General features: G+C 51.0%; 16 protein-coding genes, 1 tRNA gene and 1 rRNA gene. 10 read left to right on the forward strand and 8 right to left on the reverse strand.

What is annotated here, in order from left to right:
• From Q7T66_RS00050 to Q7T66_RS00060, 3 genes are all read right to left on the reverse strand, one after another.
• Positions 1 to 508 (reverse strand): 16S ribosomal RNA (locus Q7T66_RS00050); the annotation flags it as partial.
• A gap of 535 nt (positions 509 to 1,043) precedes the next feature.
• Positions 1,044 to 1,820 carry an enoyl-CoA hydratase gene (locus Q7T66_RS00055; RefSeq protein ID WP_304931183.1) on the reverse strand — a complete coding sequence of 259 codons (777 nt, stop codon included), beginning with the start codon at positions 1,818 to 1,820 and terminating at the stop codon, positions 1,044 to 1,046.
• Positions 1,821 to 1,860: 40 nt separating this feature from the next.
• Positions 1,861 to 3,081, reverse strand: coding sequence for a murein transglycosylase A (locus Q7T66_RS00060; RefSeq protein WP_304931184.1), 1,221 nt, complete (start codon positions 3,079 to 3,081; stop codon positions 1,861 to 1,863).
• 14 nt (positions 3,082 to 3,095) lie between these two features.
• Between Q7T66_RS00060 and Q7T66_RS00065 the strand changes: the two genes are divergently transcribed.
• The gene (locus Q7T66_RS00065) at positions 3,096 to 3,236 is read left to right on the forward strand and encodes a hypothetical protein (protein WP_304931185.1); all 141 of its coding nucleotides are present in this window, start codon (positions 3,096 to 3,098) and stop codon (positions 3,234 to 3,236) included.
• Positions 3,237 to 3,245: 9 nt separating this feature from the next.
• Here Q7T66_RS00065 and apaG read toward each other — a convergent pair whose 3' ends face one another.
• Positions 3,246 to 3,620 (reverse strand): Co2+/Mg2+ efflux protein ApaG, encoded by a 375-nt coding sequence (gene apaG, locus Q7T66_RS00070; RefSeq protein ID WP_304931186.1) that lies wholly within the window; start codon positions 3,618 to 3,620, stop codon positions 3,246 to 3,248.
• A gap of 233 nt (positions 3,621 to 3,853) precedes the next feature.
• Here apaG and rpe point away from each other — a divergent pair, with 233 nt between their 5' ends.
• The 6 genes from rpe (at position 3,854) to trpC (ending at position 9,443) form a co-directional block, all read left to right on the forward strand.
• Positions 3,854 to 4,519: a ribulose-phosphate 3-epimerase gene (gene rpe, locus Q7T66_RS00075; protein WP_304931187.1), complete on the forward strand. Its 666-nt coding sequence runs from the start codon at positions 3,854 to 3,856 to the stop codon at positions 4,517 to 4,519.
• Between the two features lie 74 nt (positions 4,520 to 4,593).
• Positions 4,594 to 5,223, forward strand: coding sequence for a phosphoglycolate phosphatase (gene gph, locus Q7T66_RS00080; protein WP_370691591.1), 630 nt, complete (start codon positions 4,594 to 4,596; stop codon positions 5,221 to 5,223).
• A gap of 207 nt (positions 5,224 to 5,430) precedes the next feature.
• Entirely contained in the window at positions 5,431 to 6,927 is a 1,497-nt protein-coding gene (gene trpE, locus Q7T66_RS00085; RefSeq protein ID WP_304931188.1) for an anthranilate synthase component I, read from the forward strand.
• On the forward strand, positions 6,928 to 7,491 hold the full coding sequence (locus tag Q7T66_RS00090; protein ID WP_304931189.1) for an aminodeoxychorismate/anthranilate synthase component II: 564 nt from the start codon (positions 6,928 to 6,930) through the stop codon (positions 7,489 to 7,491).
• Between the two features lie 42 nt (positions 7,492 to 7,533).
• Positions 7,534 to 8,568: an anthranilate phosphoribosyltransferase gene (trpD, locus tag Q7T66_RS00095; protein WP_304931190.1), complete on the forward strand. Its 1,035-nt coding sequence runs from the start codon at positions 7,534 to 7,536 to the stop codon at positions 8,566 to 8,568.
• Positions 8,569 to 8,642: 74 nt separating this feature from the next.
• A complete protein-coding gene (gene trpC, locus Q7T66_RS00100) occupies positions 8,643 to 9,443 on the forward strand; it encodes an indole-3-glycerol phosphate synthase TrpC (RefSeq protein WP_304931191.1) in 801 nt (266 codons plus the stop codon).
• A gap of 65 nt (positions 9,444 to 9,508) precedes the next feature.
• Here the strand turns inward: trpC and Q7T66_RS00105 are convergent, their stop codons facing one another.
• The 3 genes from Q7T66_RS00105 to Q7T66_RS00115 form a co-directional block, all read right to left on the reverse strand.
• On the reverse strand, positions 9,509 to 11,299 hold the full coding sequence (locus Q7T66_RS00105) for a M61 family metallopeptidase (protein ID WP_304931192.1): 1,791 nt from the start codon (positions 11,297 to 11,299) through the stop codon (positions 9,509 to 9,511).
• Between the two features lie 149 nt (positions 11,300 to 11,448).
• A complete protein-coding gene (locus Q7T66_RS00110; protein WP_304931193.1) occupies positions 11,449 to 12,168 on the reverse strand; it encodes a DsbC family protein in 720 nt (239 codons plus the stop codon).
• 68 nt (positions 12,169 to 12,236) lie between these two features.
• Positions 12,237 to 13,442, reverse strand: coding sequence for an FAD-dependent monooxygenase (locus Q7T66_RS00115; RefSeq protein WP_304931194.1), 1,206 nt, complete (start codon positions 13,440 to 13,442; stop codon positions 12,237 to 12,239).
• A 134-nt stretch (positions 13,443 to 13,576) separates the two neighbouring features.
• Between Q7T66_RS00115 and Q7T66_RS00120 the strand changes: the two genes are divergently transcribed.
• Together Q7T66_RS00120 and Q7T66_RS00125 are read left to right on the forward strand one after the other, a co-directional pair.
• Positions 13,577 to 13,652: transfer RNA gene (locus tag Q7T66_RS00120), tRNA-Phe, on the forward strand.
• Between the two features lie 401 nt (positions 13,653 to 14,053).
• Positions 14,054 to 14,374 (forward strand): PsiF family protein, encoded by a 321-nt coding sequence (locus Q7T66_RS00125; RefSeq protein ID WP_304931195.1) that lies wholly within the window; start codon positions 14,054 to 14,056, stop codon positions 14,372 to 14,374.
• Between the two features lie 184 nt (positions 14,375 to 14,558).
• Here Q7T66_RS00125 and Q7T66_RS00130 read toward each other — a convergent pair whose 3' ends face one another.
• A complete protein-coding gene (locus tag Q7T66_RS00130) occupies positions 14,559 to 14,735 on the reverse strand; it encodes a hypothetical protein (protein ID WP_304931196.1) in 177 nt (58 codons plus the stop codon).
• A 429-nt stretch (positions 14,736 to 15,164) separates the two neighbouring features.
• On the opposite strand from Q7T66_RS00130, the gene Q7T66_RS00135 reads away from it, so the two are divergent.
• A complete protein-coding gene (locus tag Q7T66_RS00135; RefSeq protein WP_304931197.1) occupies positions 15,165 to 15,854 on the forward strand; it encodes a response regulator transcription factor in 690 nt (229 codons plus the stop codon).
• The last annotated feature ends 24 nt before the right edge of the window (positions 15,855 to 15,878 follow it).

The raw sequence follows: 15,878 nt of genomic DNA on the forward strand, positions 1-15,878 counted from the left end.
GAGTTAGCCGGTGCTTCTTCTAAAGGTAATTTCAAGAGCAAGGGTCGTGGCCTTACTTTTTTCCTCCCAATTGAAAGTGCTTTACAACCATCAGGCCTTCTTCACACACGACGTATTGCTGGATCAGGCTTGCGCCCATTGTCCAAAATTCCCCACTGCTGCCTCCCGTAGGAGTCTGGACCGTGTCTCAGTTCCAGTGTGGCTGGTCGTCCTCTCAGACCAGCTACTGATCGTCGCCTTGGTGGGCCTTTACCCCACCAACTAGCTAATCAGATATCGGCCGCTCCATTAACGCCAGGCCCGAAGGTCCCTAGCTTTCCCCCGTAGGGCGTATGCGGTATTAGCTATCCTTTCGGATAGTTATCCCCCATTACTAGGTACGTTCCGATATATTACTCACCCGTTCGCCACTCGCCACCAGGAGCAAGCTCCCGTGCTGCCGTTCGACTTGCATGTGTAAGGCATGCCGCCAGCGTTCAATCTGAGCCAGGATCAAACTCTTCAGTTCAATCTCTGTTTAATGTCATTGCTGACATGGTTCTTTCGAACCGGTCGCTCACTCAAAATACTGACAGGTACTTTCGTTTAACCGAAAGTATCTATATTTCTTTGTGAGCATTTAATATTTAAAGTTATAACCACCAAGCAAGCTTGATAGTCGCGCTTCCATTAAACGCCCACACTTATCGACTGTTAATTTTTAAAGAACTTCTTGTCTGCTTCGCTGTTTTAGCGGCGCTGCGAATCGTTTTGTTCGTCAGCAGCAGAGAGATGAGATTATGTGGCATGTCTTCGTTTTCGTCAACATCTTTTTAAGAAACTTTTTAAAAAGATTCGTTTCAAATTTCTTCAAAACGACTAACAAAAACGCCAACTTCAACCACCACTTCTACACCCCCGCCACACCCAATTCAGCTCGCTACACTCTGCGTTTCGCTGCTTGTTCTGCGACGGGAGCCGAACTATAGCAAAGCACTTCAAACCTTGGCAAGCACTTTCGCGTAAATAGTTTATTTCTTTTGAAATTACTTTTTATGCAGGCCTTAAAGGTTCTTGAATTTCGCTGCGCGCTTCTCTACAAATGCACGCATTCCTTCTTTCTGATCCTCTGTTGCGAAGGTGCTATGAAAAAGTCTGCGCTCGAACTGTACGCCCTCCGCCAACGTTGTTTCATAGGCACGATTGATGGATTCTTTGATCATCATGACCATAGGCAGCGACATATTCGCGATGACGGTTGCGGCAGACAATGCTTCTTCTAATAACTTGTCCGCAGCAACTACGCGCGACACCAAGCCGGCACGCTCGGCTTCGGCCGCATCCATCATGCGTGCCGTCAAACACATATCCATCGCCTTGGATTTCGACACTGAACGCGGCAAACGCTGTGTCCCGCCAGCACCAGGAATAATGCCCAGCTTGATTTCGGGCTGGCCAAACTTCGCCGTGTCCGCCGCAATAATAAAGTCGCACATCATCGCCAGCTCACAACCTCCGCCCAGCGCATAACCAGCTACCGCTGCGATGACAGGCTTGCGTACGCTGCGAATCTGCTCCCAGTTGCGCGTGATGTAATCGCCTTTATATACATCCATATAAGAGTAAGTCGCCATTGCGCCGATGTCCGCACCGGCAGCAAAGGCTTTCTCGCTACCGGTAATGATCATGCAGCCAATGTCATCATCCGCATCGAACGATTGCAAGGCCAAACCCAATTCATCCATCAATTTATCGTTGAGCGCATTTAATGCGGCAGGCCGATTAAGAGTGATCAGGCCGACCTTGCCGTGAATCTCAACGAGGATATTTTCGTATTGCATGAATAGCTCCTGTAAACCTACACTCACTATTAGAAGAACATCATTTCGGCAACAACACCCACATCTCGCCGCGCTGCTTCATGCGGCCTGCCTGCTCACCCGCTTCCGCACCAAAACCCCAGAAGTAATCAGCGCGCACCGGATTCTTGATTGCGCTGCCGGTATCTTGCGCCATGACCAGACGACGCAACGGAGTTTTACTCGCTGGCAGCGTCGCGACCAAAAATACCGGTACGCCCAGCGGAATAAATTGTGGATCAACCGCGATCGAACGCTGCGGCGTCAGCGGCACGCCCAATGCGCCTTTCGGCCCAACGTTGGGATCGTTTACTTTTTCTTCCTTGAAAAAGACATAGCTTGGATTTGCATTCAGCAATTCCTGCTGGCGCTTGGGATTAGCCTTCAGCCAGGCTTTGATGCCCTGCGCCGACGCCTGATCCAGCGTCAACTCGCCTTTATCTATTAGATAACGACCAATCGATTTGTATGGATGACCGTTTTGATCAGCATACGCAATCCGCACTTGTTCTTTGCCATCGTCCAGTTGCACGCGGCCGGAACCTTGCACCTGCAGGAAAAATGCGTCAATAGGATCGTCTACCCAGACAATTTCCTTACCGACCAGCGCGTTCGACTGACTCAGTTCCGCACGAGAAGGATAAGCAACCACTTTATTGCCGGCCAAACGACCGCGCACACGCTGACCTTTCAATTCGGGAAACACACTCACCAAATCAATAGTCAGAATGTCATCAGGCGCACGATGCAACGGAGTTTGATATTTGCCGCCACGTTTGCGCGAGCCTTGCAGCAAAGGTTCGTAGTAGCCAGTTACCGTGCCATACAAGGTGCCATCAGGGTTCGACACGCGATACGGCTGGAAGTAACGTTCAAAAAACTGCTGTACCGCATTCTCATCGTTACCATCCAGATTTGCCGCTGCCGTGCATGCCGCATTCCAGTTAGGACGACGAATCATGACAACGCAAGACGACAAAAATGCGGGCAAAGCCTCGCGCTGATCATCGTCCTTCCATCCCGGCAATGCCGCAAATGTCACTGGCCGCAACGCAGGATTGACCTCGGTACGAGGCAAGCCAGGCAGATCGCCGGGCGAAATGGTCGGCTTGCCTGGCGTTGCAGGAACCGTAACTGGCGCCGACGGTTCGACGACAACTGGCTGCTCGGGCGGACGCACACTGGAGCACGAAGCAAGGGCAAACAAAATGGATGCGAGTAAACTAAGGCGAATAAATGACATGGGAGTGATGATCAATGTGGCTATTATTTGTGGAAGCGGGAATCGCGCTGGGCTTGCTGATCTTTATCGTGTGGTGGACGATGTTCTCTGGTCAAAAGAAAGCAACGCCACCAACGAAGAAATCAACTCCGCCAAAAGACGACAAGTCTGAATAGACCAGCGACTTAATGCAAAGTGCGCGGCAAGGACAAAACAAATTCAGGAATTTTTGCCACGAACTGCTCGCCATCCTCCGCGACGCAAAAATACTCCCCCGCCATTGAACCCTGCGGCGTCGCCATCGACATGCCGCTGGTGTATTCGTATTGCTCACCTGGCTGCAGCAAAGGCTGATTGCCGACCACGCCCAATCCGCGCACTTCTTCAATGTGGTTATTGGCATCAGTAATGACCCAATGCCGAGAGATAAGCTGTGCGGCAACAGTTCCGGTATTTTTGATCTTTATCGCATACGCGAACACATAATTGGAATGATCGGGATCGGATTGCTCTTCCAGATATTGCGTAGTGACGTGAACGGTGAATTCGTAGGATGCCATGTGATTCCTCTAGTGCCGCGCAGGCTTTGCCGCGTTTTATTTCAAATTTATAGGTAAGTCGAATGATAGCGCGTACCTGCGCTCTGTATCACCCACTATATATAGCAGTCGCAAACCGAAAGTATAAAAATCGGATACGCCGACCGCCACGGATCATCTTACGGAATCAACTTGCAGAACGCAGCCCGAAGACCACAGGGTAAAATAGCAGCTTCATTTACAAAGTCACTACCATGGCCAACTATCGCATCGCCCCCAGCATTCTCTCCGCCGATTTCGCCAGTCTTGGGGAAGAAGTCCGCAACGTCGTCACCGCCGGCGCTGACATCATCCATTTCGACGTGATGGATAACCATTACGTTCCAAATCTGACGATCGGCCCATTGGTATGCGAAGCGATACGCCCGCATGTGCAAGTACCTATCGATGTGCATCTGATGGTCAAGCCGGTAGATCGCATCATCCCGGATTTTGCCAAAGCCGGCGCCAACATCATTACCTTTCATCCGGAAGCATCCGAGCACGTTGATCGCACGCTGCAATTGATCCGCGATAACGGCTGCAAAGCCGGGCTGGTATTCAATCCCGCCACGCCTTTGCATTATCTGGAACACGTGATGGACAAACTCGACATCATTCTGTTGATGTCGGTCAATCCAGGCTTTGGCGGTCAATCTTTCATTCCGCATACGCTGAAAAAAATCGCAGCCGTACGCAAATTGATCGATGAATCCGGTAGAGACATCATGCTGGAAGTCGATGGCGGCATCAAAGTCGACAACATCGAAGCCGCGGCACGCGCAGGCGCAGATACTTTTGTCGCCGGCTCCGCTATTTTCGGCAAGCCAGATTACAAAGCCGTCATCGATGCGATGCGCGTCGAATTGGCGAAGGTATAAATTTGTCTTCCAGCGCAACTGAAAACCAAATCCTGCACGGTATCCGTGGCGTCATCGTCGATCTCGACGGCACCATGCTGCACACCGCACAGGATTTGCACATCACGATTAACCGCATGCGCGCAGATCTTGGTCTGGGACCGATCACGCTGGACACCGCGATCAGTTTCGTCGGCAAAGGCGCGGAGAATCTGGTGCGGCAAAGCATAGGTGTGGATTTTTCCGCGAGCGAAGTAGAATCGCGCTTCAAAGAGGCGATGGCACTGTTCGAAAAACATTATTCCGACGTCAATGGCGAGTTCGCCACTGCTTATCCCGGCGTGCACGAAGGCTTGCAAGCCATGCGCGACCAAGGATTACGGATGGCTTGCGTCACCAACAAGCCGATCGCATTTGCCTTACCGCTGCTGCAAAAAACCGGCCTGGGCATTTATTTTGAAATCGTTTACGGCGGCAATTCTTTTGCGAAAAAGAAACCCGATCCCATGCAGTTGCTGCAAGTCTGCAAAGATTTTGGACTACATCCATCCGAAGTCGTGGCCATCGGCGATTCAATCAACGACTCGCAGGCCGCACGCGCCGCAGGTTGCAAAGTTCTCAACGTTCCATATGGCTACAACCACGGGCAGTCTATACAAGACGTCGATAGCGATGGTATAGTTTCTTCGCTGCTAGACGCGGCACATCTTATTTCACCAACATAAATCATCATGTCTCTCGACAAAAAACGACTCACGACACCAGGCGCGCATGAGGCTTGGCTATGGCGAGGCTGGCAAATCTGGCGCTAAACGCCACTTGCCGTTGATCGTCTTTGCCTTTCCTGCATACCCGCGCGATCAGCAACGTTTTTTGAACTACTTATTAAAGTACCAACCCGCTCGTCTACAATAGCGGTCCGGAGAGAACCCATGACTGAACTCGAATTCAAATCGCTGGCCACGCAAGGCTATAACCGTATTCCACTGGTCGCCGAAGCATTCGCCGATCTGGAAACGCCACTTTCGCTTTACCTCAAACTGGCGCAAACCCAGGATGCCGGCAAAAATACCTTTTTGCTGGAATCCGTTGTCGGTGGCGAACGCTTTGGGCGCTATTCCTTTATTGGTTTGCCTGCCAACACCTTGATGCGCAGCTTCGGCACGCGTGTTGAAGTGGTACGCAACGGCGACATCGTCGAAACCTTTGAAGGCAATCCACTTGAATTTATAGCGGAATTTCAGGCGCGCTATAAAGTAGCGATTCTGCCTGGCATGCCACGCTTTTGCGGTGGCTTGGCCGGCTATTTCGGCTACGACACTGTGCGCCATGTAGAAAGCCGCCTCGCGTACAGCACGCCAAAAGATGATCTCGGCCTGCCAGAAATACAGTTGCTGCTGACGGAAGAACTCGCCGTTATCGACAATCTGTCGGGCAAGCTCTATCTGATTGTGTATGCAGATCCAACTCAGCCGGAAGCGTATTCCAAAGGCCGTCAACGCCTGAAAGATTTGCGCGCCAAATTGCATAGAGCAGTCGAAGCGCCAGTGACATCCGCGTCCATGCGCACCGATACAATTCGTGAATTCGATAAAAAAGATTATCTCGCCGCTGTCACCAAAGCCAAAGAATATGTAATGGCTGGCGATCTGATGCAAGTGCAAATCGGCCAACGCATCAAGAAGCCGTATGTCGATGCACCGCTGACTTTGTATCGTGCACTGCGCTCGCTGAATCCATCGCCGTATATGTATTTTTACAATTTCGGCGACATGCAAATCGTCGGTGCGTCACCGGAAATTCTGGTGCGCAATGAGTCCATAGAAAACGGCAAAAAGAAAATCACGATTCGTCCTTTGGCAGGCACACGCCCACGTGGCGAGACGCCAGAAAAAGACGCGATCCTGGCGAAAGAATTGCTGGCCGATCCAAAAGAAATCGCTGAACACGTGATGCTGATTGATCTCGCGCGCAACGACATCGGCCGCATTGCAGAAACTGGTAGCGTCAAAGTTACCGACAAGCTGGTCATTGAAAAATATTCCCACGTACAGCACATCGTCTCCAACGTCGAAGGCACATTGAAAGATGGCTTGTCGAATCTGGATGTATTGAAAGCGACTTTCCCGGCCGGTACTTTATCTGGCGCGCCTAAAGTTCGTGCGATGGAAATCATCGACGAGCTTGAACCAACCAAGCGCGGCATTTACGGCGGCGCCTGCGGTTATCTGTCCTTCGGTGGCGAAATGGATCTGGCAATCGCAATCCGCACCGGCGTCATCAAGGATGGCATGTTGTACGTGCAAGCCGCCGCCGGCATCGTCGCCGACTCGGTACCCGAGATGGAATGGCAGGAAACTGAGAACAAGGCCCGCGCCGTTTTACGCGCTGCGGAACAAGTACAAGATGGTTTGGATGGGGAGATTTAAATGTTACTGATGATCGATAACTACGACTCCTTCACCTACAACCTGGTGCAGTATTTCGGCGAGTTGGGCGAAGACGTGCACACGGTGCGCAATGATGAAATCACGCTGGAACAAATCGCTGCATTGAAACCGGAGCGCATCTGTATTTCGCCCGGCCCTTGCACACCGCATGAAGCTGGCGTCTCTATCCCTGTGTTGCAGCAATTTGCCGGCAAGCTGCCTATCCTTGGCGTATGCCTCGGCCATCAGGCAATTGGTGCGGCGTTTGGCGGCAAGGTCATCCGTGCGCAGCAAGTCATGCACGGCAAAACCTCGACTATCGAACATACAGGCGTTGGCGTCTTCAAGGATTTGCCTAGTCCGTACACGATCACGCGTTACCACTCGCTGGCGATCGAACGTTCGTCATTGCCGGATTGCCTGGAAGTGACGGCGTGGACAGAAGATGGCGAAATCATGGGCGTGCGTCACAAGGATTTCGATATACAAGGCGTGCAATTCCATCCGGAATCCATCCTGTCGGAACACGGTCACGCGCTGTTGAAAAACTTCCTTGTCCGCTAAATGGATAATGCTGGTCGCCATTTGAATACAGAAAGTCACGCCATGCCGATTACTGATCAAGAAGCCCTGTTGCGCTGCATCGATCACCGTGAAATTTTCCACGATGAGATGCTGCACCTGTTCCGCAAAATCATGCGCGGCGAAATGTCGCCTGTCATGATCGCGGCGCTGACCATGGGCTTGCGCGTGAAGAAAGAAAGCATAGGCGAGATCGCAGCGGCCGCACAGGTCATGCGCGAGTTCTCTACCAAAGTGCCATTGGCCGACACCACCAATCTGCTCGACATTGTCGGCACTGGTGGCGACGGCGCCAACACGTTCAATATTTCTACGGCTTCGATGTTTGTGGCAGCAGCTGCAGGCGCGCGCATTGCCAAGCACGGCGGGCGCAGCGTGTCATCGTCATCAGGTAGCGCCGATGTGCTGGAATCACTGGGCGCGAATATCAATTTGAAGCCGGAGTTGGTAGCAGAGTCGATTGCGCAAACCGGCATCGGTTTCATGTTCGCGCCGAATCATCACGCGGCGATGAAACACGCAGCGCCAGTGCGCAAGGAACTTGGCGTACGCACGATATTTAATATCCTCGGCCCACTGACGAATCCGGCTGGCGCGCCAAATATTTTAATGGGCGTCTTCCACGCTGATCTGGTCGGCATCCAAGTCCGCGTATTGCAACGCCTTGGTGCGCAGCATGCAATCGTGGTCTGGGGCCGCGACAATATGGATGAAGTATCGCTGGGCGCTGCAACCATGGTTGGTGAATTGGTCAATGGCGAGATTCGCGAATATGAGATCCATCCAGAAGATTTTGGTTTGCAAATGATCGCCAGCCGCAATCTGAAAGTTGCCGATTCGCTGGAATCGAAAGTGAAAATTTTCGAAGCGCTGGATAACGTTAATGGAGCGGCACGCGATATCGTCGCACTGAATGCCGGCACAGCGCTGTACGCAGCTGGTGTCGCCAGCTCTATCGCCGATGGCTTGAAGCAAGCGCGTGAAGCAATTGCGTCGGGCGCGGCACGTGCCAAGCTGGAACAATTTGTTAGTGTCACGCAAGCACTAGGCAAAGCCTGACGCGACCAACTGATCGCGAATTACGCACGCCACACGACCTGCCTTATCTGCATCACTATTTGAACTGAATCACTATGTCCGACATTCTGAATAAAATCCTGGAAGTCAAAGCCGACGAAATCGCCGCTGCAAAAAAGTATCGCAGCCTGGCAAGTTTGCGTAGCGAAGTCGAAGCCGATAAGGAAGCGCGCGCAGCACTACGTGGTTTTGAAAATTCATTGCGTCAGAAAATTGCTAGCGGCAATGCCGGCATCATTGCAGAAATCAAAAAGGCATCGCCTTCCAAAGGCGTGATTCGCCCAGACTTTCATCCTGCAGAAATCGCTGTCAGCTATGAACAACATGGTGCGGCCTGTTTGTCGGTACTGACAGATGTACAATTCTTCCAGGGCGCACCTGAGTATTTGAAACAAGCGCGCGCTGCGTGCTCCTTGCCAGTATTACGCAAGGATTTCATGATCGATCCGTATCAGTTGTATGAAGCGCGCTCATGGGGTGCGGATTGTATTTTGTTGATCGTCGCAGGTCTGGATCATGGTTTGATGGCCGAACTGGAAGCTTGCGCGCATGAGCTCGGCATGAGTGTGCTGGTGGAAGTGCATAACGCCGAAGAATTGACGGCCGCTCTGCGTTTGAAAACGACTTTGTTGGGCGTGAACAACCGCAACTTGCGCACGTTTGAAACTTCACTGCAAACCACGCTGGATTTGTTGCCGCGTATTTCGCCGGATAAATTGGTGATTACCGAATCCGCGATCGTCACGCCCGATGATGTGAAGAGAATGCGCGATGCTGATGTACACGCATTTCTGGTTGGCGAAGCATTCATGCGCGCACCTGAACCAGGTGTGGAATTAAGCCGCCTGTTCAACTAAAACATTGAAGCTGCGATAGCGAGCGCTATCGCAGTTTATGTTTATTCTGCTTTTTCAAACAGTCATTATTGAAGCCAAGCATCGCGTAGTCGCACTGCCGTCGTCGGCTTCGCTTCTGCCGTCAGCGTCACATTCGGCGCATCGGATGCCTGCAGTTTCGCCTTCAAGCTCAACAATTCATCGCGACGAAATACATGCAGGTCTATCGCATCGCCAGCGCGATAACGACTGAGCACACCATCCAGATTTGTCCCCGTTACGCGCAAGCCATCAATAGCAACCAAGACGTCGCCAGCTGATACACCGGCTTTATGTGCCGCGCCGTTTTCATACACGTTTGCTACCTTGCAATCGGTGCCATCGCGCACTGTGCGGAATCCCAAACTTGGCTTGCCGTTCTTGCGTTCATCTGCAAATGCAATGCCGAATGGTGTCAACAATTTCGCCAAAGGCAGGTCATCAGTTCCGCGCACCCAACGATCCAGCAAGCGAGTCAATTTCAAACCCGTAACGCTATCGAACAAATCATCGACTTCATTTTCCGTCACGCCGCGTCCCTCTGCACCGTCCTGATAAAAATCACGGCCGTATTGCTGCCACAAGGCCAGCATCACATCGTCTAGCGATTTCTTGCCTTTGGTTTCAGCGCGGATAGTCAGATCAAGTGCGAGGCCGACCAAGGAACCTTTGGTGTAATAACTGACGATGGAATTAGTCGCGCTTTCATCTTGCCGATAGTATTTAACCCACGCGTCGAAACTCGATTCAGCCACACTTTGTTTATGGCGACCGCTGCCGCGCAATACGCTATTAACGGTTTTCGAGACTAACTTCAGATAAGCGGACTCGTCGATCACGCCGCTGCGCACCAACATCAGATCGTCGTAATAACTGGTGAAGCCTTCAAACAACCACAGCAGTGGTGTGTAGTTTTCAGTCGCCAGATCATAGGGCGCAAATGCCGCAGGCTTGATGCGCTTGACGTTCCAGGTATGGAAATATTCATGGCTGCACAAACCAAGGAAGGTGCGATAACCATCGCTCATTTCCTTTTGCCCTTTTACCGGCAGATCGGCGCGCGAACAAATCAGCGCAGTGGAGGCGCGATGTTCGAGACCACCATAACCATCACCAACGACCATCGTCATGAAAACATAGCGATCTACCGGTGCGCGCTTGGTCTTGGGTTCAAAGAATGCGATTTGTGCTTCGCATATTTTCTTTAGATCTGCGGTCAGGCGTGGCAAATCGAGATTCGGGATCTTGCCGGTAAACACAACGTCATGTTGTGCGCCGTGTGCCTTGAAAGTAGCAAGCGCAAAGGTTCCAAGTTCAACCGGATGATCAATCAGCTCATCGTAATTAGAAGCGATGTAAGTGCCGAAGCCATAGCGCTTGGCATCCAATTGGCGCATCGCGGTGGCGACACGCCATTGTTCGAAATCCTCGCCTTGCGGCTTTTGAATATCGACGATGTGCACGCTTTCTTCACGATCTTGCACGCGTAGAAAAACGCTGGTCCCATTGAAAAAACCATGCGTTTGATCCAGATGCGCAGTGCGTACCGATAAATCCCACGCATAAACGTCATAGCTGACAACCAATGGTCCGCTGCATTCATCCGCGATCCAAGTGTGCTTGTCGAGTTTGCTCAAGCCGACTTTTTTGCCGTTTGATTCCGCGCTGATTTGCACGATGTTCTTGGCAAATTCGCGAATCATGTAACTGCCCGGTATCCATGACGGCAATGAGAAGCACTGCCCAATTTCATCCGGTTGATTGACTGTCACCGTGACCGCATACAGATGCGCGGCCAAATCTTTGGGAACAATGCTGTAATAAATTGCGTTTTTCATGCTGTGCCGTGGAAGGAATACGATGGCGCTAGTTTAGCTGCATACGCCGACACGCGCATGCATGCGCGCTTCGATAGCGCGTAAAGAATGTGAAAGCTCAATTGAAAACGGCCACGCAAGGTGGCCGTTTGAATAATCGAGAGCGGGTATTACTTGATTGATGAAAGCTTGGCTTCCAATGTTTTGGCGTCGATTGCGCCTGGGATGCGCGAACCATCTGTGAAGATGATGGTTGGCGTGCCAGTGACTTTCATGCTGCGGCCGAGTGCCAATACTTTTTCATGTGGAGCGACGCAATTCTCTGGCGCAGGTGCAGGATTTTTTCCATTCAACATCCAGTCGTCCCATGCCTTGTTTTTATCGACTGAGCACCAGATGTTACGCGAACGGGTAATCGAATCCGGTGACAAGATGTTGTACATGAAGGTGTACACAGTGATGTTGTTAATGCCTTCCAGAGTCTTGCGGAATTGTTTGCAATAGCCGCAGTTCGGATCTTCGAACACTGCAATCGCGCGCTTGCCATTGCCTTTAACCTGCTTCATCGCAAGCTCGAGTGGCAAGTCGCTGAACGCAACCTTGTTGATTTCGTCCAGGCGCGCCTTGGTGTAATCCTGATAGGTTTTGGTATCAACGATCCGACCTACAAATAAATACTGCGCTTTCGCATCGGTATAAATAATGTCGCCGTTTACCTGCACTTCAAACAAACCGGAATAAGGGGTTTTGGTGACGGAAGCGATTTTTGCCTCTTCCCCCAGACGTGGTTCAATTGCTTTTCTTACGGCAGCTTCTTGTGCGGTTTCCGCAAACGCAGAAGCAAAAGTCAAACCCAGCAATACTGCGACCGCAGCTTTGATCATTTTCATTGTTCATTTCCAATTAAATTTTTGAGCAGAAGCTGATGCGAGCTGCCAAACAAAATACTAAATATTCGTTACTGATTTTTGTCGCCGACGGCATGGCCGATCAAACGTCTTTTTAAGACCGGCAACTTGTTCACCAAGTTCAATCCCAAATTGCGCGCTATGCGTAAAGGTTCGAATGTCGTGCCAAACAAGCGAGCCAAGCCATCGGTTGCCAATTGCATCAGCAGTATATCTTCCTTGCGCGAACGCGCGTAACGCGCCAGCACGCGTGCATCGCCGCAATCGCGATGATCGCCACGCTCAACAACCGCTTTGATCAAACCGGCAACGTCGGCAAAACCCAGATTCATTCCATGCCCTGCGAGCGGATGCAAAACGTGTGCGGCATCGCCGATCAATGCAACTCGCGGCGCGGTGATTGCGCGCGGACGAATCAATGACAAAGGAAATGATTTCACCAATTCCGGCTGCAAAGGCGTTAAGGTGCCGAGCTCAGTTGCGGCCAATGCGCTCAAGCGCGCAGCTACTTGCGCCAACGATTCGCGCGACAAAATATCGGCCAACGCATCCGGCGCAGACCATACCAGCGACACTTGATTGCCGGGCAAAGGTAACAAGGCAATGATGCCTTCTTCTACCGAGAACCATTGATGTGCAATGCCGTGATGCGGTTTTTCACATGCGAAATTACTGACGATCGCGCGTTGACCATAAGGGCGGTAATCGAAATCGATATTGCATTGCGCGCGCACCCAAGATTGGCCGCCGTCCGCACCGATCACCAACTCGGCGCTTAAGGTATCGCCATTTTCCAATTGCACGCTGGCAGCTTTATCTTCAATTTTTAAATCGGTGGCGCGACCGTGGACAGTTTTTACGTTTGAAGCAAACTTCAAGGCAGCATCCAATGCCTGATTCAAATTGCGATCTTCCACGATCCAGGCCAGAGTGCCGACGCGCGCGCCGTAAGCATCGAATGCCAGTGCGCCGGCAGCATCGCCCTTCACCACCATGGAATCGACAGGCTGCACGCGTGAAGCATCGAGCGCCTCCCATACTTTTACCGAGGACAATAAATGATGCGCGACGTGATTAACGGCGTAGACCCGAACATCCCAGGCTTCTGCGGCAGAGGTTGCTTTATTGATAGACGCAGGAAGCGGGTTGAGCGGACTAAGCAAAGTAACTTTCAATCCTGCTTGCGCAAACCCGAGCGCGGCCACTTTGCCAATGGCGCCATCGCCGATAATACAAACGTCGCTTTGTATATGCATAAAGCCGAACCTGTGAAAAGAAGATGAAGAACGACAAAAACTTGTTTGAGTGAGATCATTATAGCGGCTGCAATCAAATCAATTTGAATGAAGCGCTTGCATATTCCAATAGTTTTGCTATACTTGCGCGCCTTGGCCTGGTAGCTCAGTCGGTAGAGCAGAGGATTGAAAATCCTTGTGTCGGTGGTTCGATTCCGCCCCGGGCCACCAAGATTAAAACCCGTGCAAATCATTGATTTGCACGGGTTTTTCAATTCTGCGTCACGAGTTTCTTCGGCTCATGCCACATCAATTTATTTGCGACGCGAAAAAAGTGCGCGCCAGACAAACATCTCGTTTTTCCGAGCTGCGTTTTTTATTTTCCATATAGCCTTCAAATATACATTTGACAAAAAACTAGCGAGCGCTCATCGTCGTCGTGCAGTAGATAGTGCTGTTTGCCCGAAGCATCATCCTTCGGAATGTCTAATCGGGGAATGCAGATAGATTCATTTTTGTTTTGTCGTCTGCTGTCAACGTGAATACTTTTGCAATCGTTTTGATCATGCAAGTCTGAATTGCCTGTCTCGTCCGAAACAAAAAACTATTCAACTTCTATTTGAGAGGCTCCAATGAATAAACTTCTAGCACTCCTCGTTTCCAGCGCTTTTGCCACCTGTGCATTTGCGGCCGACCCTGCTCCGGCAAAAACTCCTAGTCCGGCGCAACTTGCTCAGCAAGAGAAAATGGCAAGTTGTAATAAAGACGCCACCGGCAAAAAAGGCGATGAGCGCAAAGCGTTCATGAAAACCTGCCTCAGCGGTGGGGACAGCAAGGCGACGCCAGCACAACAAGCGCAACGCGACAGAATGAAGGCATGCAATGACGACGCCACCGCCATGAAGGGCGATGAGCGCAAAAAATTCATGAAAACCTGCTTGTCCAAGAAATAAGTTTAAGAATACCGCCGGCCTTTACTTCAGTTAAAGCCAACAAAAACGGGCAGGGCACATTCAGTGCCTTGCCCGTTTTTGTTCATTCAGCAGCTACGCGCTACCAGCGATAATTCATATCAAGCAAACGTGTACACACACGCTATGGCGTCGTCATGCGACGCAGTTCCAGCCAAATTCAGATTTAAAGCAAAGTCCAACCAAACAGTATCTGCATAAGCGATAACCCTCCCAGAATAAGCAACGGAACGCCGATCGAAAATGCCAGCAGCGTCAGGATGTCGAATTCGGCATCTCTGTCGTCCGCAGTAGAGTGAGCGAAATGCGGGAGATGCCAGGAATCAAAGAGATGGACTTTCATGATTGCCTCCGGTCAGTTCCAACCTTCTCGGTTATTGCACTTTCACTATAGAAAATTTCACGAAACAATCAATGGTATTTAATCAACATTGTGACGCACTCGACATTCATAGCGCCGCTCGCAACGCATCAGAAGAAATTGCCAAAATTATCGAAGCCCTTAGCCGCCTATCTATCAATTCCGGGTTGCCACCGAGTCAAAAATTGACGCGACTTAGAAAGTTTTGTTGCCCCCCAATTTATGGGAGTGCATTTTAGCGGTCTCGGAAGTCAGAAAAAGTCTGTCATGAGGCAAAAAAGCCATAAATATCAGATATTCACCCCCGTATTTTGTGAAATATTGTCACATCAGAACAGTTGAAGACCCAGTGTGGGAATACTTTGTTAAATTAGGGAAACGAAATACAACACGCTCTTAAGCGCCAAAATTATGCGAATTGCCGTACTTGATGATGACCGCAGCCAGACCGACTTAGTCTGTCAAGTTCTCAACGCAGCTGGTCATTTCTGCCACCCGTTTCAAAGCGGCAAGGAATTACTGAATCAGTTGCGTCGGGAAAGTTTCGACATGTTGATTATTGATTGGCAGGTTCCAGACCTTAGCGGTGCGGACGTGTTGCGCTGGGCGCGCGAAAAGCTGCCGGCTAATTTGCCGGTGCTGTTCATGACCAGCCGCTCTGGCGAAGACGACATCGTGGCGGGATTGGCTGCTGGCGCCGACGACTATATGATCAAACCAATTCGTCGTGGCGAATTGCTGGCGCGCGTACAAGCCTTGCTGCGCCGCGCTTATCCGAGCCAAAATCCGATCGAGCAGATCCAGTTCGGCAACTTTATATTCGAAGCACGTACCGGGCGTTTGACCGTGTCGGGCACGCCGATTGAAGTCACGCAAAAAGAGTTTGATCTGGCTTTGCTGTTCTTCCGCAATCTGGGGCGTCCGTTGTCCCGCGCCTACATTTTGGAAGCGGTATGGGCTCGTGATGTAGAAATTCCATCCCGAACCATGGACACTCATGTATCCAGAGTGCGGAGCAAGCTACAATTGCGTCCAGAACATGGTTTTCGACTGGCTCCGGTATATAGCTACGGCTATCGCCTGGAACAAATGACTGGTTAAGCTAGCGCACATGGTTTGCGCGGA

This window comes from Herminiimonas sp. (assembly GCF_030655415.1).